The sequence below is a fragment of the Pseudomonas fluorescens genome (genome assembly GCF_002837185.1).
GTDB lineage: Bacteria > Pseudomonadota > Gammaproteobacteria > Pseudomonadales > Pseudomonadaceae > Aquipseudomonas > Aquipseudomonas fluorescens_AM.
In genome coordinates this window covers 51,833-69,709 of sequence record NZ_KZ478001.1, presented here as the reverse complement: position 1 = coordinate 69,709, position 17,877 = coordinate 51,833, and the positions used below count along the sequence as shown (strand labels likewise).

Sequence of the window (17,877 nt, the reverse complement as noted above, 5' to 3'; positions counted from 1 at the left end):
CAGCAACAATGCGAGCGGCCCGACAACTCGCAAATTATAGCTAGATATCGCCGGCTCGCTCGAAACCGATGGATCACGCCGTCGCGTAATGGGGGATTGGCCTGGCTCTGCAGATCTAGAGCCAGTCCTCTTTATTCGTGTTATGAGCTGCCTCCAGAGATTAGTTGCGCTTCGCCGCAGTAGTTTGTGCAGGATAACCGCCCTCCCGCCCAAAGCTGGACGGGCAACCTCTTAGTTTAAGGACAGCAAATGTTCCCACCGATGGCGAACCCGGATCTTGAAATCACAGCCACCGAATTCGAGCGGTTAGTCAGGGACTGGATCCTCAAACAGGGAGTTGAACTGACATCGCTGGAGGTCAAGCACGACGTGAAGGTCGAGGCCTACGACTCTACCTACCAGATCGACGTGCTGGCGAAATTCCTAGCTTTTGCAGGGGCCGAATTCATCGTGCTGATTGAGTGCAAAAAATACCGGAACGCAGTCGAGCGGGAGTTGGTTCAGGTAGGGGTCAGCTAGCGTCCGCGCTAAGGAGATAGCCGCCCTCTAGGTAACAGGCAGCTATGGGTCAGGCGCGGTCGTTCAAGCATAACCCGAGGATGTGCACCAGCGCGGGGTAATCCAAGCAGCCATTCGGTGCGTCTACAAAAGTGGAGTCGATTCAGCTGGATGATTCTTTTTGACTTCAAACCCTTGCGAGAGGTAACAGATTACTCATTGAACATTTCGGAAAAAAGCGTAACATTACCAACCATGATACTCGAACAGCTCAAAGCCCTGGGCAATGACACTCGCATGCAAATGATGGAGTGGCTTAAAGACCCACTCAGTAATTTTCCACCTCAGGATCATGGCGATCCTGCGATAGGAGTGTGTGTAACCCATTTGCAGCACAAGGCCGGCCTTTCACCTTCTACCGCGTCTGCACATTTAGCTATCTTGCAACGTGCAGGCTTCGTGCTTACTACCCGCATCGGAAAGTGGACTTACTACCGACGCAACGAGGAGGCGATTGATGAGTTTGCGGCTAGGTTGACCATAGAATTGTAATTTTTAATCTTTCATTTCGTTATTTCGCGTAATTAGAAAACTTAAGGAAATCCCATGAACAGCAAAACTATCTTCGTCCAACCCGGTGGCGGCTATGAAAACGTTATGGTTGGCAGCAGCGAAATCCGAGCCGCAGCGCACGGCGAAATCACCGTGCGCCTTCACGCCAACTCGCTGAACTACCACGACTTCGCGGTCGTCAGCGGTATGTGGGGCCCTACCGAAAAACGCATCCCTATGGCTGATGGTGCAGGGGAAGTCATTGCTGTCGGCCCAGATGTCACTGAATTCAAGTTGGGTGACTCGGTCGTCAGCACCTTCTTCCCGGATTGGATCAGCGGTGCGCCACTGGTTGAAGGTTTTGTTAGCGTGCCTGGTGATGGCATTGACGGCTACGCTCGTGAGCAAGTGACGGCCAAAGCCACATCGTTCACCCACGCGCCGACTGGATACAGCCACGCTGAAGCGTCGACGCTTACCACCGCCGGTCTGACTGCATGGCGTGCCTTGATGGCCGATGACTCACTCAAGCCGGGCGACACCGTGCTCGTTCAAGGCACTGGTGGCGTTTCAATTTTTGCTTTGCAGTTCGCTAAAATGACCGGTGCTACCGTCATTGCGACCTCTTCAAGCGACGACAAACTTGAACGTCTGAAAGCGCTAGGCGCTGATCATGTGATCAATTACCGCAAAGACCTTAACTGGGGCGAAACTGCACGCGCTCTAACGGGTGGCCGTGGGGTTGATCACATCATTGAAGTCGGCGGCCCTGCAACGCTTGAGCAATCGATGATTGCAATTAGGGTTGCTGGCCACATCTCGGTCATCGGGATACTGAGTGGCGTAAGCGGTGCAATGAATTTTGTACCAGCACTGATCAAGCAAGTGCGCCTGCAGGGTGTATTGGTGGGCAGCCGCAGCCAGCAGCAAGACATGATCCGAGCCATCAATGCTGATGGTATGCGCCCGATAATTGATCGTCATTTCCCTTTGAGTGAGATTGTCGAAGCGTTCAAGTATCAAGAAACCAACCAACATTTCGGCAAAATTTGCCTAGATATCTAAGCGCGAATGAATGGGCATGATCCGGATGCCTATCTCAAAGATGTGCTGACGCCGCAGCGCGCGAGATAGATTGGGCCATTGCTGCCTGTCGCAACCGGCAGCAATGGGTCGATTGCTGCCCGTGATGAAGAGCAACGAATAGTCAGATTCAGCTTCTCGCCTGCCCTGTTCACAGCAGTCCTCCATACCTTGGTGGTGGATCCACCACACCAAAAGACCGAGCCGCATTCGCGATCAAGCTATTGCTAGGGCGTTGGGTGCCAGCGCTTAAACGCTCGCCATCCTCGCAATACGCCCCAGGTACTGCATTACTTCTAGAGGACACAAGCGCTACGGCGTTTCAGTCGATACCCCATAACCCGTTGCTAAAACTCAAGCCCTAGAAAGCAATCATGCGTCTGCGCGGTCGTTGAGATCCGGTAAACCAGGCCGAGGCGACAGTCGAGCCATCCAATAACAATAACTTCGAAGTTCGCACTCCATGCACATATGGCATCTCCTAGAGTCATCCAGTCTGCGTTACGAAGAAACTTCAGTAATTCATCTCGCGGGCAAACGTCGGTGCGACGCGGTGCAGGTAGGTCAAGAAACTTGCGGCGTGCTCGGCTGAGGCCAAAGGCGACTTCCATACAGCCTCCACCTCCAGCGCCAGTGGAACGCCGACTGCATCTTGCAATGAATGCGCGATTGCGCGGTTTCTGACGTGGTAACGGGGCATCACTGCACTTCCAAGACCCAGTTCAACCCAGTCTTCTAGCGCTCCGTAACTCATTGCGCGTCCTGGGTAAGCTTCCAAATTAAGACCAGCCGACTCGAATAGCCCACGGGTGGCGGTTGCCAAGCCGCATATATCTTCTGTGAGAAGCAAACAACACTTGCTAGCCGTAGCGAGTTGAACAGCCGTCAACCCCTCTATTTCGGCATCCTTCGAGCATAGAACCAGTGTATCGCTCAGCAGCTTCAGTCGTTTGTGCGTCCTGACCCGCCGAAAGCCGCAGCCTATTATCACGTCCAACTGACCCGCGCTGAGACGACTCTCTAGCTCTACAACACTTAACTCAAAGAAGAACATTCTGGTTTCTGGGTGCTGCTTCGTGAACGGGTCAAGAAGAGCCGCCACGCGCGCTGCGCCAGCAAGGGGAGTGAAACCGATCCGCAATTCGGATCGTGCAGTTGAAGCGAGATCGCGCGATTCGGCCTGCAGCGCATTCACGGCGTCTAGAACCTCAGCGATTCTGGGTAAAAGCCGTGTACCTGTTGAAGTTAGCTCGAGCATTCGACGACCACGTAGGAACAGCGCGGTGCCCAGCGTAGCTTCCAGGTCTGCGACCGCAGCGGACACGGTCGGCTGCGAGACACCGCACTCGCGTGCAGCGGCGCTGAAAGATTTCAGCCGCGCGGCTGCGTCCGTATAACGTATTGCCACATAGTCATCATAGTTATTGTCTCTGCCAGTGACAATCTTTACCGTTCTCCTACCAGCATGTGCTGAGGCCCAATGAGTGAGACGACCATGAGATATGCGCAGATTTTCCGATATGTCTTGACGCTGAGCGAGGAGGAATACGATGAGCGCTGGGTGCGGCCGTACGCCGAAGCGATTGCGCAGGTACCTGGACTCGTCCGCAAGACTTGGATGGCTGATTTCGACACGGGTACCTTTGCCAGCGTATACATCTGGGAGGACAAAGCATCGATGGACGCCTTCATGGCGTCGCCAGCTATTGCGAGCGTCGCCGCCGAGCCGTTCCTTAAAGATCTGGTCATCACCGCTATGCCTGTTCATGAGGGCGCTTCAACCATTACGAGCGGTTGACCAGTTAACTTAAGCGTGCTGCTTGCAGAACGACGAAATCTCGCTTCTACGGGCAGTATGTCGATATCAATTTTCGACATGCTGACTTCAGGCACAACGTCATCCCCAGGCTTGGATCAAATGAATTAACCGCCCCGTTTGAGTAAGAAGCCGATCAATTTAACTATCTGGAAGTTCGGCCGCGGGCCGCTTGGATGTGCTATCACGCGGCCATGCTTTTCGGCTTATAAAGTGCCACGCATGACTGACGACCTCATGTATACGACCTAGAATATGGCAAAAAGTAAGCAGATGACCATGTTCAGCTTTCCGCACGCTGCTGCCCCTACTTTTCCGCTCGCATGACTTAGCATGCTTGCATCACCAATCAACACATCCTAGAGTTTGAACCCCCCTACCAGCCCTTTCAGTTGTACGGATAGGTCTGTAAGACGAACTGATCCCTCGTACGCTGAGTGCGCAACACTCTCAACCAATTGGGCATCGGCATGAATTTGCGCAATATGTTGGTTAATATCTTCGGCCACCTGATGCTGCTCTTCTGCAGCAGTGGAGATCTGAGCATTCTGGTCTCGAATCGAATCTACTGAATCGCGGATCTTGTCGAAACTGTCGCTCGCCTGCTGGATACAATCAACGCTGGTTTGCGACGCCTCCAAGCTGCGTTGCATCTGCTGGGTGACCTCCTTGGTTCGCCGCGCGAAGTTGCCGAGCAGGCTGTCGATCTCGCCAGTTGAGTCGGCAGTACGTCGCGCCAAGGCGCGAACTTCGTCGGCCACGACCGCGAATCCACGCCCCTGGTCGCCGGCGCGCGCCGCTTCGATGGCGGCATTGAGTGCCAACAAATTGGTCTGTTCAGCGATCGAACGAATGGTATCGAGGATTGTGTTGATGTTCTTACTGTCCTGCTCGAGCATCTGCATGGTACCTGCCGACTGCTGCAGGTCTTCACTCAATTTAAGAACGCTGCCCGTGGCCTCACCAATGTGCCGTTGCCCATCGTGCACCTCTCGATAACCGACGTCCGCGCTGGAAGCCGCATGACTACATGAGCGAGCCACTTCGTTAGAGGTAGCGACCATCTCGTTGAAAGCCGTGCTTACTAATTCAACTGCTTCACGCTGGCGCACTGCGGCGCTGTTCATGTTGCTGGCCACTTGACTTGTATCCGCAGCGACCTCTTGCAAATCGGAGGAAGCGCTGCGGATGCGCCTCATCAGTTGCGCGATCATCCCAAGGAACTGGTTGAACCAACCAGCCAAAGTGGCGGTTTCGTCCTTGCCCCGCACTTCGAGTTCGCGTGTCAGGTCGCCTTCCCCTTCGGCAATTTCCTGCAAGCCATTGGCAACGCTGCGAATTGGTCTAACGATTACGCCGGCGAAGCTCGCGCCTACGATGGCGAATACGACCGCCAACCAGGCGGCAATCATCGCAATAAGCCATGTGAGGCTGGTGGCCTGAGCCATGACTTCGTCGCGCTTAATTAGACCGATGAAGCGCCAGCCTAGGCTTTCGGAACTGACCACATTGACCATATAGGGCACGCCATCGATTTCGATCCTGGTGACGCCATCGCCAGTCTTTGCCAGATCGGAGTAGCCAGGGCCCAAATCGGCCAAGGGTTTGAAGCTGTTTTTGGGATTGGCGGGATCGACTAAAACGTTGCCGTTGGCTTCGACCATCATCAGGTACCCGCTGTCGCCCAGCTTGATGGTTTTAACCAGTTCCGTTAGTTGCTTTAGCGAGACGTCTACACCGACGACGCCTACCGGGTTGCCGCTTGCGTCGGCGAAAGCGCGAACCGTGCTGACCAGCACCATGTCATCCGGCGCCCAGTAGTAGGCGCCCGTGCGCACGGTTAAGCCTGATGCGGCGGCCATGGCGGTTTTGTACCAGGGACGCACCCGGGGGTCGTAGCTGGCCATTTTTGGATCGTCGGGCCAGCCGGCAAATCCGCCGTCGTTGAGCCCCAGTGAAATGGATGCGGTGGTCGGGTGGGTCTCGGCAAATCGATCGAAAATAACCTGGAGCCGCTGATCGGCTTCGGTGACCGGCGTTTGCTCAGCATTCGCAGCGGTATAGTTTTTCAATCCCTTGACGCTGGCGATCCGAGGATCCTTGGCAAGGTATTCGACGTTTTGGCGGATGCTTTCAAAGAACTGCTTCATGCCGTTATCAATCTGGCGAATTTCACGACCGCTGCTATCCAGGAAATTGGCTTGCGCCGCGCTCCGCAAGTTCAATACGACGAGCACCGCGACCATAATCACTGGAAGACAGGCGATGGCCGCAAATACCCATGTCAGCTTCTGTTTGATATTCATGACTTCTCCAACGGGTACTTATAATTATTTAGGGCGGGCCGATGGAACGGATACACCCATTGGAATCAAAACAGCGCCCACGACGACTGACACGAAATCTGCAGGGGCAGCGTCCGTAGATAAATATCAGTGTTAATTTTCCTGACAGGCCAGGTTCTCGCCCGCTACTCCAACGGAGACGGGCGGAAAGGTTCATGCACTGCAGCTCAGCTCAAAAACGGCCTGGAGCAAAGGGTGCTGGATCGACTATAGGCGTCTCGCCCATCATCAATTCTGCGAGCAGTCGACCGCTGACTGGGCCCAGCGTAAACCCCTGATGGGCATGGCCGAAATTGAACCAGAGCCCTTTATGCAAGGGCGCTGCGCCGATTACCGGTTTCATGTCTACCGTACAAGGTCGGGCGCCCTTCCATGGCGTGCGCTCAACTTGGGGGCCTAACGCCAATACTTGCCGTGCAGCACGCTCGGCCTTGCCTAACTGCACCGGTGTTGGAGGTGCACTTAGACTGGCGAACTCTGCCCCTGTCGATAGGCGGATACCGCGTTTCATTGGCGCCAGCATGTAGCCTTGTTCGGTATCCAGCACCGGGCGGGTCAGCGTTGCTCCATCGGCAAAGTGAGCGTGGTAACCCCGTTTGACGAACAACGGTATGCGGTAGCCCAACTCACACAGCAGTTCATGAGCCCAAGGCCCCAGCGCTACTACCACCTCCGATGCGCCGACCGATCCGGAATCGGTATCGACGCTCCAGCCGGCTCCCGATTGACGCAACGATCGAGCATCGCCGCGCAAAATTTGCCCACCTTCACTCACGAACAGATCGGCATAACGCTGCACTAGCTCTCCAGGCTCAATACAAGTCCAGGGTTGCAGCCAATGAATGCCCCCCACCAATGCCTCACTCAGGGCGGGTTCCGCCAGTCTTAGCGCGACACCGTCCAAATGCTCGGACAATACGCCGTGTGCACTCACGCGTACCGCGCGCTCCACCGCCTCATCGAATTGCTGTGGGCTACGGAAAGCCTGAATCCACCCTTTGCGCACGATAAGGTTCTGCGAACCGCTTTGCTCAATCAGCTCCGAGTGCTCACTAATCGAATGCTCAATCAGCGTGCGAAAGGCATCCGCAATGGCCTGGTAATGCTTCGGCGCGGAGTTGGCCCAATACCTGACCAAGGCAGGCACGTATTCAGGCATCGCGCGCATATGGTAATTAACGCCGATGTCACGCTTGGTTGCCACGTTTATCAGACTGGCAAGATCCCTTGGAAACGCGTAAGGCTCAATGGCCTCGCGCTGAATAATGCCTGCGTTACCGAACGATGTTTCGCGCCCTGGCAACCCTTTGTCTACCAGCGTCACTGCGCAGCCACGGCGCTGCAAATGCAACGCCGTGCAGACGCCGACAATACCGGCTCCCAATACCACCACTTGTTTTTCGCTCACGCTGCCTCCGAATCAAGCACGCTGTTGCGCGATGACACTGATCTCTATCAATGCATCGACCACAAGGCCGGCGCAGACGGTCGCGCGCACTGGCAGGTTGGTCGTGAAGAATGATGCATAAGCCCGATTGAATTCGGCGAAATCACTCCGGTCGGTCAGGTATACGGTGACGCTGACAACATCGTCCAGCGACAGCGATTCGGCTTCCAGCGTCTGGGCAATACGCGTCAGGGTCAAACGCGTTTGCGCTTCGATACCTTCAGGAAAGCTGCCGTCCTCACCAAACGGCAATTCGCCAGACAAAAAAACCAGGCCTTGGCTGTGGCGGACTTTGGAAAAGGGCAGATTGCTTACGGTCATGGCAGTTCTCTCTCTTGGGTATTCAAAGATTCGCTCATCAGCGAGCACCGATTGTGAATCATCGCTTGCAGTCCATCTGTGCTCACGGCTAGGCAACAAGTCGTAAATGCGCTTGAGCATCTGCCCCCTCGCGGGCGCTGGCCATGCATACAGAGCGAACAGCATTCCGAAATCATGTTGACTCACTGGTCAGTCGTGACAGCAAGGGCTGAACTAGGTTTTAGCTTAAAAAGCTCAGCGTGTATATACAGGATAAAGCATTTTCAATGCCGCTCGCAAAAAACCACGCCAGATGCCTAAGGCAAAGCCAGTAGCTGTCCATTTATGGTTAGCGCATCAAATGCGTACGGCAATCAATGTTTCGTTTAAACACGCCACGGAGTGAGGGTAACAACCCCCGCGGAACCATAGGTTACACGTTGAAAATCCTGCATGAACATGCATCTGATCCACTTCTCTGAAAACAGGCCTGAACCGCGGCTCTATTACCGAACGAAGGTTTGGCCTGCATCTTGCCTTTGTGGTATATACAGGATTATACAGATCACTCACCACGTTACGCTGTTCGCTAAGGACGTCACATCATGAATCCAATGGTACCGCTCAGATCCATCCAGCCATCCAGCTATCAGCCATCCGAGATCAGACATAACGCCAAGTAGTAGCGTCTGCAGCAACTCCTGCAGAACCGACTGAATCGAGATGCCTTCCCGCAAGACACTAATAGAGGTTAGCCCTGTATGAATGCCAATGACTTGAACCTGCTTGCCCGCGCAGAAGTTCGCGAATTGGCCAGCTATAACGCTGGCCTGGCTTCGGATGCCGTGCGCAAACGATTCGGCCTTACACGCGTAGCCAAACTTGGGAGCAACGAAAACCCAATGGGCACAGCACCCGCCGTTAGCGCCGCAACGGCTCGAGCTTGCAGAGAAATTGCGCTGTATCCTGATGCCGGCTGCCAAGCATTGCGTACTGCGCTTTCTGAAAAGCTGGGTGTGCCGGAAAACCAGTTGGTGTTCGGCAACGGCTCGGAGGATTTGCTGAGCGTCATCAGTCGAGTGTTTTTGGATCACGACGACGAAGTCGTGACCGTAGTGCCTTCGTTCGGTCTGCACTTCATCTATCCACTGGCAGCCGGCGCCAAGGTGATTGGTGTGCCAATGACCCAGGAAGGCACATTCGATGTGCCGGCGATGGTCGCAGCACTCACTCCCCACACGCATGTGCTGATGTTTTCCTGCCCATCCAACCCGGTTGGCTGCGCCCTTAGCGCCGACGAGCTGCAACAACTGCTCGACGCATTGCCACCGCAATGTTTGTTGGTGTTCGACGAGGCCTACTACGAATATGCACAATGGGAGGCCGAATACCCGGACTGTCTTGCTCTGATTCAAGGCAGCGGCAGACCGTTCATCCTGCTGAGGACGTTCTCCAAGGCTTATTCCCTGGCGGGTTTGCGCATAGGCTACGGGGTGGTGAGCGATCCGATGTTGGCCGATCTTATTAACCGTCTGCGTACTCCCTTCAACGTCAACCACGTAGCCCAGGCCGCAGCGATTGCCGCACTGGCTGACGATGAGCATCTGAACGCCTGCCTGTCCCATGTCGCTAGCGAACGCCGGCGAATGGAGGCGACACTGCACGAGCAAGGCATTACAACCGCGCCCTCCCTTGCCAACTTCTTGTTTTTCAGCACGCCTTATCCGGCCGAAGTAATCAATCAAGCGCTACTGCGCGAAGGGGTAATCATCAAACCGTGGCGCGAAGTTGGTTACACTGAGTACTTGCGCGTCTCTGTCGGAAGCTGTGAGGATAACGACCTTTTCCTTACAGCACTGGCAAGCGTCCTTGCCACACTCGAGACACGGACTGACTAATGATCAAAAATGCACCACAAGCGCTCTACCGGCGTGCAAAGGATTATGTGCAAGACCAACTTCGGGCGGGCGTTTGGAAACCTGGTGACCTGATTTCTTCAGAAAACCAGCTGGTGCAAGAACTGGGCATTTCGCGCATGACCGTCAATCGGGCTTTGCGCGAACTGACCGAAGAGGGCCACCTGGTCAGGATTTCAGGCGTCGGCACGTTCGTAGCCGAAAGCAAACCGCAATCAAACTTGCTGCGCATCACCAACATTGCCGACGAGATCCTGGCCCGAGGCCACAGCTACACCTGCCGCGTCCTGCACCTGGGTCGTGAATCGGCCTCAATGTCGGTGGCGTCCGCTTTGGGCCTGACCACTGGCTCTTCAGTTTTTCATCTGGTCTGTGTTCACAGCGAAGAAGGCGTGCCCGTACAACTTGAGGATCGTTACGTCAATCCCGAGCTGGTGCCAGAATTTCTGCAGCAAGACTTCGGGGAGCACTTGCAACCCGCCAAATACCTGTTGCGCGTCGTCAAACCCGATGAAATGGAGCATATCGTCGAAGCCTGTCACCCAAGCATTGACGAAAGCAAACATATGCAGATCGACGCCAACGAACCTTGCTTAGCGCTTATCCGCCGCACTTGGAGCCAAAGCAAAATTGTGACTTACGTGCGCTTGGTTCACCCCTCCTCACGCTATCGACTCGGCAGTCGCCTGCCGGTAAGCGGGGCGCATAGAGACAGTTGATGCCTGAAGGCATCTGATGAACTGTTCCATCATAAACCGGGATCGAAATGCCAATGCTGCTTCTACTTTCCGGACAACCTCTTGACGCAGAATTTCACCAGTGAGTTTCCTGCACTACAAAAGTGAAAAAGCTCCACAGCTACGACAACTGCCTGTCGCCGATGGCTGTAGAGCAAAAAACTGCATAAACACTGTAGCTCTCGTGCGGGATGACTCGAGCAATTCAGCTTGCTCACACAGGAGCCAAACGCCCCTTCCCCCCGATTACAAGCTAGGCAGCAACTTTGGCAACACCAGTTCGTTCAAGCACCGGGAAGCCAACAGCTCGCTTGCTGCGTTGATATCCGGCGCAAAGAAGCGATCTTTGTCGTAGTAAGCCACTTTGCTGCGCAGGCTGGTGCGGGCAAGCTCCAGCTTCGTCGAGGTCTTCAAGCCTTCGCGCAAGTCAAGGCCCTGACACGCAGCGAGCCACTCAACAGCGAGGACGCCGCGAGTGTTTTCAGCCATTTCCCATAAACGCTTGCCCGCTGCAGGAGCCATTGACACGTGATCCTCCTGATTCGCGGAAGTTGGCAGGCTATCCACCGAATGTGGATGCGCAAGTGCCTTGTTCTCACTGGCCAGCGCCGCTGCGGTAACTTGGGAAATCATGAAGCCGGAGTTGACACCGCCGTTGGCCACCAGGAATGGCGGCAATTGCGACATGTGCTTGTCCATCATCAGGGAAATACGCCGCTCGCTTAGCGAGCCGATTTCCGCTATCGCCAATGCCATGTTGTCAGCAGCCATGGCCACAGGCTCGGCGTGGAAGTTGCCACCGGAGATCACATCGCCTTCGACAGCGAAGACCAATGGGTTATCGGAGACGGCATTAGCTTCGACGACCAATACCTCCGCAGCTTGACGGAACTGGGTCAGGCAAGCGCCCATGACTTGCGGCTGGCAACGCAGGGAGTACGGATCCTGAACCTTGCCGCAGTTCTGGTGGGAGTCGGAGACTTCACTGCGCTCGCCGAGCAAGTCTCGGTAGGCGGTAGCACTGTCGATCTGGCCTTTCTGGCCACGCGCGGCGTGGATGCGTGCGTCGAACGGCGAGCGCGATCCCAAAACCGCTTCAACAGTCAGAGCACCGATCGCCAGTGCGCCAGCGAACAGATCTTCGCCCTCGAACAAACCACGCAGTGCATAAGCGGTGGATACCTGCGTGCCGTTGAGCAACGCCAGCCCTTCCTTGGCAGCCAGTGTCAGTGGCGTCAGGCCGGCGACTTTCAGCGCCTCGGTTGCTTCCAGCCATTCGCCCTTGTAACGAGCCTTGCCTTCACCCAACAGCACCAGCGACATGTGGGCCAAGGGTGCGAGGTCGCCGGATGCACCGACCGAACCTTTCAACGGAATGTGCGGATAAACCTCGGCGTTGATCAAAGCGATCAGTGCTTCGATGACGGTGCGGCGGATGCCGGAGAAACCACGGCTCAAGCTATTGACCTTGAGCACCATGACCAGCCTGACCAGCGCGTCACTGATCGGTTCGCCAACACCGGCAGCGTGGGACAGAACCAGTGAGCGCTGGAGGTTCTCCAGGTCTTCGGTAGCGATGCGGGTCGAGGCCAGCAGGCCGAAACCGGTATTGATCCCATAGGCGGTGCGGTTCTCGGCGAGGATTTGTTCCACGCAAGCAACGCTGGCTTCAATCTGGGCCGAAGCACTGTCATCGAGGGAGATGTTGACCGGATGCTGGTAGACGTCGCGCAGTTGGGCAAGGCTCAGTTGGCCAGGGATGATGTTGAGTGTGTTCATGCTTTTGCTCCTTTAACAGAGGTGATCATTGGCAGGTTCAAGCCTTGTTCTTTGGCACAATCTATTGCGATCTGGTAACCCGCGTCGGCGTGACGCATCACGCCGGTCGCCGGGTCGTTGTGCAGTACGCGTGCAATGCGCTCAGCCGCTTCGTCGGTACCGTCGCAGACAATCACCATGCCCGAGTGCTGAGAGAAGCCCATGCCGACGCCGCCGCCATGGTGCAGGGAAACCCAGGTCGCGCCGCTGGCGGTGTTCAGCAGCGCGTTGAGCAACGGCCAATCGGACACGGCGTCGGAACCGTCCTGCATTGATTCGGTTTCGCGGTTTGGGCTGGCCACGGAACCGGAGTCCAAATGGTCGCGACCGATGACGATCGGCGCCGACAACTCACCGCTACGCACCATTTCGTTGAATGCCAGGCCCAGCTTGGCGCGCAGACCCAGCCCTACCCAACAGATTCGTGCCGGCAAGCCCTGGAAGCTGATGCGCTCGCGCGCCATGTCCAGCCAGTTATGCAGGTGCGCGTCGTCCGGGATCAGCTCTTTGACCTTGGCGTCAGTTTTGTAGATGTCTTCAGCGTTACCCGACAGCGCAGCCCAGCGGAACGGGCCGATGCCACGGCAGAACAGCGGACGGATGTAGGCCGGCACGAAACCCGGGAAATCGAAAGCGTTTTCGACGCCTTCTTCCTGAGCCATCTGACGGATGTTGTTGCCGTAGTCGAAGGTCGGAATGCCTTGCTTCTGGAACTCCAGCATGGCTTTCACATGCACCGCCATCGACTGCTTGGCGGCTTTGATCACAGCGGCCGGTTCGGTCTTGGCGAGAGCGCGGTATTCGTCCCAGCTCCAGCCGGCCGGCAGGTAGCCGTTGAGCGGATCGTGGGCGCTGGTCTGGTCGGTGACCATGTCCGGGCGCACGCCACGCTTGACCAGTTCCGGCAGGATTTCCGCCGCGTTGCCGAGCAGAGCGATGGAGATCGCTTTGCCTTCTTTGGTGTATTTGTCGATACGCGCTAAAGCGTCGTCGAGGTCTTTGGCTTGCTCGTCGACGTAACGGCTCTTCAGGCGGAAATCGATGCTGACTTGCTGGCATTCGATGTTCAGCGAGCAGGCGCCGGCCAGGGTGGCGGCCAGCGGTTGCGCGCCGCCCATGCCACCGAGGCCGGCGGTGAGCACCCAGCGGCCCTTGAGGTCAGCGTTGTAATGCTGGCGCCCGGCCTCGACGAAGGTTTCGTAGGTGCCCTGAACGATGCCCTGGCTGCCGATGTAGATCCAGCTGCCGGCGGTCATCTGGCCGTACATGGCCAGGCCTTTGGCGTCGAGTTCGTTGAAGTGTTCCCAGCTCGCCCAGTGCGGCACCAGGTTGGAGTTGGCGATCAGCACGCGCGGCGCGTTGCTATGAGTCTTGAATACGCCGACCGGCTTGCCCGACTGCACCAACAGGGTTTCGTCGTCGTTCAGATTAGTCAGGCTTTCAACGATCTTGTCGTAGCACTCCCAGTTCCGCGCAGCGCGGCCGATGCCACCATAGACCACCAGTTCTTTTGGGTTCTCGGCCACTTCCGGGTCGAGGTTGTTCATTAACATGCGCAGTGGAGCTTCGGTCAGCCAGCTTTTGGCGGTCAGCGCGTTACCACGCGCGGCGCGGATTTCGACATTACGGAAATGGGATGGCTTGCTCACCGGTAATCCTCTCGAAATGACTTTCTCAGCCTATTTATTGGTTTAACGCTACAGGTCACGCATAAATATAATCATGTATATACAACCATAATCAAGCGAATTTTACTCGAGCATGGTCACTGACGAAGGGCAAGGTAATTTGGAGCTAATGAGCGACCGAAGAGTCGCTCGAAGGCATAGCGGTTACTTGAGGTTGCCGCTAAGGAACTGCTGCAGGCGCTCGCTCTTGGGGTTACCCAAGATATCTTCAGGTAAGCCCTGCTCTTCCACGAGTCCTTGGTGGAGGAACAACACCTGACTCGACACCTTGCGCGCGAAGCTCATCTCATGAGTCACCATGATCATGGTTCGACCTTCTTCGGCCAGACCCTGGATAACCTTGAGCACCTCGCCCACCAATTCTGGATCAAGCGCCGAAGTCGGCTCGTCGAACAACATGATCTCAGGCTCCATGGCCAAAGCCCGAGCGATAGCGACCCGCTGTTGCTGCCCGCCAGAGAGAAAAGCCGGATACTGGTCGGCAACGCGAGACGGCAAACCTACCTTGTCCAGATACCGCCGAGCACGCTCCTCAGCATCTTTCTTGCTGATACCCAGGACGCGGCGTGGAGCCATCGTGATGTTGTCGAGCACGGTCATGTGGCTCCAGAGGTTGAAGTGCTGGAACACCATCGCAAGCCGTGTGCGCAGCCGCTGCAGTTCAGAAGCGTCGGCCACATGCATGCCGTGGCGGTCATGCATCATGCGAATCGGCTGGTTATCCAGGCCCATGGCGCCATCGTTGGGCGTTTCCAAAAAGTTGATACAACGCAAGAAGGTGCTCTTGCCCGACCCGCTGGCGCCAATCAGGCTAATCACATCGCCGGTCTTGGCGTTTAGGGAAACGCCTTTGAGTACTTCGTGGCTGCCATAGCTTTTATGCAGGTTTTCAACGGTCAATTTGTACATGTTCAAACACCCTGAATTAATGAGCCGGGCCGAGGAAAGACAGCCAGCGGCGTTCAGCCAGACGGAACAGGCCAACCAGAGAGAAAGTGACTGCGAGGTAAATCGCGGCGGCGATACCGAACGACTGGAATGTCAGGAACGTTGCCGAATTGGCATCCCGGGCGACCTTGAGAATGTCCGGCACAGTCGCAGTGAACGCGACTGTGGTCGAGTGCAGCATCAGTATGACTTCGTTGCTGTAGTTCGGCAGCGATCGGCGCAGCGCAGATGGCATGATGATGTAGGCATACAACTTCCAGCCGCGCAGTCCGAATGCCTTGGCCGCTTCGACCTCGCCGTGATTCATGTTACGGATCGCCCCGGCGAAAATTTCCGTGGTGTAGGCGCAAGTGCTCAAAGCGAAGGCAAGAATGGTGCAGTTGATTGCATCGCGGAAGAATGCGTCGAGCATGGGTTGCGCGCGCACCGCTGCAAGGCTGTAGATACCGGTGTAGCAGATCAGTAGCTGTATATACAGTGGCGTACCGCGAAACAGATAAGTGTAGAACTGTACCGGCCAGCGCACCCATACGTTGCTTGAGACCCTGGCAATCGACAGCGGGAGTGCCATCAAAAAGCCCAGGAAAAGCGAAGCACTTAGTAGCCACAGGGTCATCGCTAACCCGGTGATGTGATAGCCATCGCTGTAGAGGAAAGGCTTCCAGTATTCCTGCAGAAGTTCGATCATCGCACGGCCTCCCGGGTGCCTGCGGCATAGAGGATTTCCAGCCGGCGCAAGACGTAGTTCGATGCAGTGGTGATGACCAGATAGATCAAGGCCGCCAGCACCAGGAAAAAGAACAGTTGATAGGTGGTCTTGCCGGCGTCTTGAGCCACTTTCACCAGGTCGGCCAGCCCAATAATCGAGACCAACGCGGTGGCTTTGAGGATGACCATCCAGTTGTTGCCGATACCCGGTAAGGCAAAACGCATCATCTGCGGGAACAGTACGTAGCGGAAACGCTGCACGCGGGTAAGGCCGTAAGCAGTGGCCGCTTCCATCTGGCCACGCGGCACGGCGAGGATGGCGCCTCGGAAAGTCTCAGTGAAATACGCACCATAGATAAAGCCCAGCGTGATCACGCCGGCACTGAATGGATTGATCTCGATGTAATCCCACCCTAAGGCTGAGGTCAGCTGGGTGAGCCAGGTCTGTAAGCTGTAGAAGATCAGCAGCATCAGAACCAGATCCGGCACTCCACGAATCAGCGTGGTGTAGGCCTGTGCAGGGACGCGCAACAGCGCCGACGTTGAAAGCTTGGCACTGGCACCGATCAGGCCCAAAATCACGCTTAGCAGCAAGCAAAGGAAGGATAACTTGACCGTCATCCAGGTGCCTTGCAGCAACAGTGGGCCAAAGCCCTTAAGGCTGAAGCCCGACAGCCCCAGCATCTGCAATAGGTTTTCTAACATGGGGAAGCCCTTCGTCAATCAGGAAAACGCCCATCCGTGAATGGGCGCAGCGTCGTTATTTACCGCTGTAAATATTCTGATCACCGAAGTGTTTCTTTTGGATGGCCACGTAGGTGCCGTCGTCGTGGAGCGCCTGTATGCCTTTGTTCACTAGGGCTTTAAGCTCGGCATTGCCTTTGAGCAGACCGATCGCCGTTTTTGCTGGCAGCAGTTCGTGATGGACTGGCTTGCTCACTTCAAAGTCAGCGCCTTGCGGGGACTTCAGGAAACCCATTTCAGCTTGCAGCATGTTCTGAATCGAGGCATCGAGGCGACCCGTGACCAGGTCAGCATAAACCTGATCCTGGTTGGCGTAGGCCTGGGTTTTTACCCCGGCTTTGTTCAGCACGGCCTTGGCGTAGGCCTCCTCGGTGGTGCCTTGTTCATAGCCAACGGTTTTGCCAGCCAGCGTCGTGATGTCTTCGCTCAAGGCCGAGCCTTTCTTAAAGACGAAGGATGTTGGCACCGAGAACAATTCGTTGGAGAAATCGATGACTTTTTCCCGCGAAGAAGTCACGGTCATGGCAGAAATCACGCCGTCGAATTTATTGGCCCTGAGGCCGGGAATCATCCCGTCGAAATCACTTTCTACCCATTTGCACTTGACCTTCAGTTCAGCGCAAATCGCGTTACCCAGATCAATATCAAAGCCCACAAGGCTGCCGTCGGCGGCCTTGGATTCGAAGGGTGCATAGGATGGGTCGACTCCAAAGCGCAACTCCTTGTACTCCTTGGCCACGGCAATACCAGCCGCCGCGCACAGAGCCAATACTGATAAGGTCAAAATAGATTTTTTCATTGTTTTTATTCCTAATAACCAACAGAAGCGCTTGGGGCGCACGAGTACAGTTATGGAGCGCGTGTGGCATTACGCTGAACACACAGCCCCCAGGTTGCGGACAAACGTGTCGAAACACATGGTCGACTCTAGCGCGCAATTACATACTTGTACAGACAGGACTAGGCAATCAGTCATCCTTTGATCTGATCGATTCCTTTCTGGGTATTTAGAAGAAGCTAGAATTGCCTGTAAATAGGGGTTATCGGAGGTTTTTTCTCTAGAGGTCAGGAGGACAGTCAACCTCTTTAATCTCGATATGCGCCATGTGGCTGAGTTCGGGAGATGGCGTAGGCGGTTGGAGGCGGATCAGCATCGACCTATCGCGGACATGATCCTGAAGCCCCCTCGGCGACCCGGATGACTCCAAGCTCGAGATAGAATCTGAATTCGTACTACTGCAACAATCTCGGCGTAATAGAAGAATAAAACGGATACG

Annotated in this window: 16 protein-coding genes and 1 pseudogene; 6 read left to right on the top strand and 11 right to left on the bottom strand. The window is 55.7% G+C overall.

All coding sequences use genetic code 11. The features are described 5' to 3' along the window. The first annotated feature begins 249 nt into the window (after positions 1 to 249). From CIB54_RS16895 to CIB54_RS16885, 3 genes are all read left to right on the top strand, one after another. Complete coding sequence (locus tag CIB54_RS16895; protein WP_232790563.1) at positions 250 to 519, top strand: restriction endonuclease; 270 nt, start codon at positions 250 to 252, stop codon at positions 517 to 519. Between the two features lie 234 nt (positions 520 to 753). After that, a complete protein-coding gene (locus CIB54_RS16890) occupies positions 754 to 1,050 on the top strand; it encodes an ArsR/SmtB family transcription factor (protein WP_101220386.1) in 297 nt (98 codons plus the stop codon). Positions 1,051 to 1,104: 54 nt separating this feature from the next. Further along, positions 1,105 to 2,115, top strand: coding sequence for a zinc-dependent alcohol dehydrogenase family protein (locus tag CIB54_RS16885; RefSeq protein ID WP_101220350.1), 1,011 nt, complete (start codon positions 1,105 to 1,107; stop codon positions 2,113 to 2,115). A gap of 532 nt (positions 2,116 to 2,647) precedes the next feature. On the opposite strand, the gene CIB54_RS27325 is transcribed toward CIB54_RS16885, so the two are convergent. Next, positions 2,648 to 3,541, bottom strand: coding sequence for a LysR family transcriptional regulator (locus CIB54_RS27325; RefSeq protein WP_198557196.1), 894 nt, complete (start codon positions 3,539 to 3,541; stop codon positions 2,648 to 2,650). Between the two features lie 72 nt (positions 3,542 to 3,613). Between CIB54_RS27325 and CIB54_RS27320 the strand changes: the two genes are divergently transcribed. Further along, on the top strand, positions 3,614 to 3,931 hold the full coding sequence (locus CIB54_RS27320) for a YdhR family protein (RefSeq protein WP_122584846.1): 318 nt from the start codon (positions 3,614 to 3,616) through the stop codon (positions 3,929 to 3,931). 377 nt (positions 3,932 to 4,308) lie between these two features. Here CIB54_RS27320 and CIB54_RS28005 read toward each other — a convergent pair whose 3' ends face one another. The 4 genes and pseudogenes from CIB54_RS28005 to CIB54_RS16860 form a co-directional block, all read right to left on the bottom strand. Then, a complete protein-coding gene (locus CIB54_RS28005; protein WP_420094160.1) occupies positions 4,309 to 5,076 on the bottom strand; it encodes a methyl-accepting chemotaxis protein in 768 nt (255 codons plus the stop codon). A 93-nt stretch (positions 5,077 to 5,169) separates the two neighbouring features. Then, positions 5,170 to 6,195: pseudogene (locus CIB54_RS28000) on the bottom strand (cache domain-containing protein); the annotation flags it as partial. A gap of 271 nt (positions 6,196 to 6,466) precedes the next feature. Continuing rightward, positions 6,467 to 7,702, bottom strand: a complete 1,236-nt coding sequence (locus CIB54_RS16865; protein ID WP_101220346.1) for an NAD(P)/FAD-dependent oxidoreductase — start codon at positions 7,700 to 7,702, stop codon at positions 6,467 to 6,469. A gap of 12 nt (positions 7,703 to 7,714) precedes the next feature. Continuing rightward, positions 7,715 to 8,182: a RidA family protein gene (locus CIB54_RS16860; protein WP_197986799.1), complete on the bottom strand. Its 468-nt coding sequence runs from the start codon at positions 8,180 to 8,182 to the stop codon at positions 7,715 to 7,717. A gap of 620 nt (positions 8,183 to 8,802) precedes the next feature. On the opposite strand from CIB54_RS16860, the gene hisC reads away from it, so the two are divergent. After that, positions 8,803 to 9,939: a histidinol-phosphate transaminase gene (gene hisC / locus CIB54_RS16855; RefSeq protein ID WP_101220344.1), complete on the top strand. Its 1,137-nt coding sequence runs from the start codon at positions 8,803 to 8,805 to the stop codon at positions 9,937 to 9,939. Next, entirely contained in the window at positions 9,939 to 10,676 is a 738-nt protein-coding gene (hutC, locus tag CIB54_RS16850) for a histidine utilization repressor (protein WP_101220343.1), read from the top strand. The genes hisC and hutC overlap by 1 nt, the downstream gene beginning before the upstream one ends. Before the next feature lie 264 nt (positions 10,677 to 10,940). Here hutC and hutH read toward each other — a convergent pair whose 3' ends face one another. The 6 genes from hutH to CIB54_RS16820 form a co-directional block, all read right to left on the bottom strand. Beyond that, positions 10,941 to 12,473, bottom strand: a complete 1,533-nt coding sequence (hutH, locus tag CIB54_RS16845) for a histidine ammonia-lyase (RefSeq protein WP_101220342.1) — start codon at positions 12,471 to 12,473, stop codon at positions 10,941 to 10,943. Next, on the bottom strand, positions 12,470 to 14,161 hold the full coding sequence (gene hutU / locus CIB54_RS16840) for a urocanate hydratase (protein WP_101220341.1): 1,692 nt from the start codon (positions 14,159 to 14,161) through the stop codon (positions 12,470 to 12,472). The genes hutH and hutU overlap by 4 nt, the downstream gene beginning before the upstream one ends. Positions 14,162 to 14,344: 183 nt before the next feature. After that, positions 14,345 to 15,109: an ABC transporter ATP-binding protein gene (locus CIB54_RS16835; protein ID WP_101220340.1), complete on the bottom strand. Its 765-nt coding sequence runs from the start codon at positions 15,107 to 15,109 to the stop codon at positions 14,345 to 14,347. 16 nt (positions 15,110 to 15,125) lie between these two features. Next, positions 15,126 to 15,836, bottom strand: coding sequence for an ABC transporter permease (locus CIB54_RS16830; RefSeq protein ID WP_068933319.1), 711 nt, complete (start codon positions 15,834 to 15,836; stop codon positions 15,126 to 15,128). Beyond that, positions 15,833 to 16,561 carry an ABC transporter permease gene (locus CIB54_RS16825; protein WP_101220339.1) on the bottom strand — a complete coding sequence of 243 codons (729 nt, stop codon included), beginning with the start codon at positions 16,559 to 16,561 and terminating at the stop codon, positions 15,833 to 15,835. Before CIB54_RS16825 ends, CIB54_RS16830 begins: the two co-directional genes overlap by 4 nt. Before the next feature lie 55 nt (positions 16,562 to 16,616). Then, positions 16,617 to 17,399 carry a transporter substrate-binding domain-containing protein gene (locus tag CIB54_RS16820; protein ID WP_101220338.1) on the bottom strand — a complete coding sequence of 261 codons (783 nt, stop codon included), beginning with the start codon at positions 17,397 to 17,399 and terminating at the stop codon, positions 16,617 to 16,619. Positions 17,400 to 17,877 lie beyond the last annotated feature (478 nt).

Excerpts from the sequence above, each read along its gene's own strand:
- CIB54_RS16830 (WP_068933319.1), bottom strand. The coding sequence starts at position 15,836 with ATGATCGAACTTCTGCAGGAATACTGGAAGCCTTTCCTCTACAGCGAT.
- CIB54_RS27320 (WP_122584846.1), top strand. The coding sequence starts at position 3,614 with ATGAGTGAGACGACCATGAGATATGCGCAGATTTTCCGATATGTCTTG.
- hutC (WP_101220343.1), top strand. The coding sequence starts at position 9,939 with ATGATCAAAAATGCACCACAAGCGCTCTACCGGCGTGCAAAGGATTAT.
- CIB54_RS16835 (WP_101220340.1), bottom strand. The coding sequence starts at position 15,109 with ATGTACAAATTGACCGTTGAAAACCTGCATAAAAGCTATGGCAGCCAC.
- CIB54_RS16820 (WP_101220338.1), bottom strand. The coding sequence starts at position 17,399 with ATGAAAAAATCTATTTTGACCTTATCAGTATTGGCTCTGTGCGCGGCG.
- CIB54_RS16890 (WP_101220386.1), top strand. The coding sequence starts at position 754 with ATGATACTCGAACAGCTCAAAGCCCTGGGCAATGACACTCGCATGCAA.
- CIB54_RS16885 (WP_101220350.1), top strand. The coding sequence starts at position 1,105 with ATGAACAGCAAAACTATCTTCGTCCAACCCGGTGGCGGCTATGAAAAC.
- CIB54_RS16825 (WP_101220339.1), bottom strand. The coding sequence starts at position 16,561 with ATGTTAGAAAACCTATTGCAGATGCTGGGGCTGTCGGGCTTCAGCCTT.
- CIB54_RS28005 (WP_420094160.1), bottom strand. The coding sequence starts at position 5,076 with ATGAACAGCGCCGCAGTGCGCCAGCGTGAAGCAGTTGAATTAGTAAGC.
- CIB54_RS16895 (WP_232790563.1), top strand. The coding sequence starts at position 250 with ATGTTCCCACCGATGGCGAACCCGGATCTTGAAATCACAGCCACCGAA.
- hisC (WP_101220344.1), top strand. The coding sequence starts at position 8,803 with ATGAATGCCAATGACTTGAACCTGCTTGCCCGCGCAGAAGTTCGCGAA.
- hutH (WP_101220342.1), bottom strand. The coding sequence starts at position 12,473 with ATGAACACACTCAACATCATCCCTGGCCAACTGAGCCTTGCCCAACTG.
- CIB54_RS16860 (WP_197986799.1), bottom strand. The coding sequence starts at position 8,182 with ATGCTCAAGCGCATTTACGACTTGTTGCCTAGCCGTGAGCACAGATGG.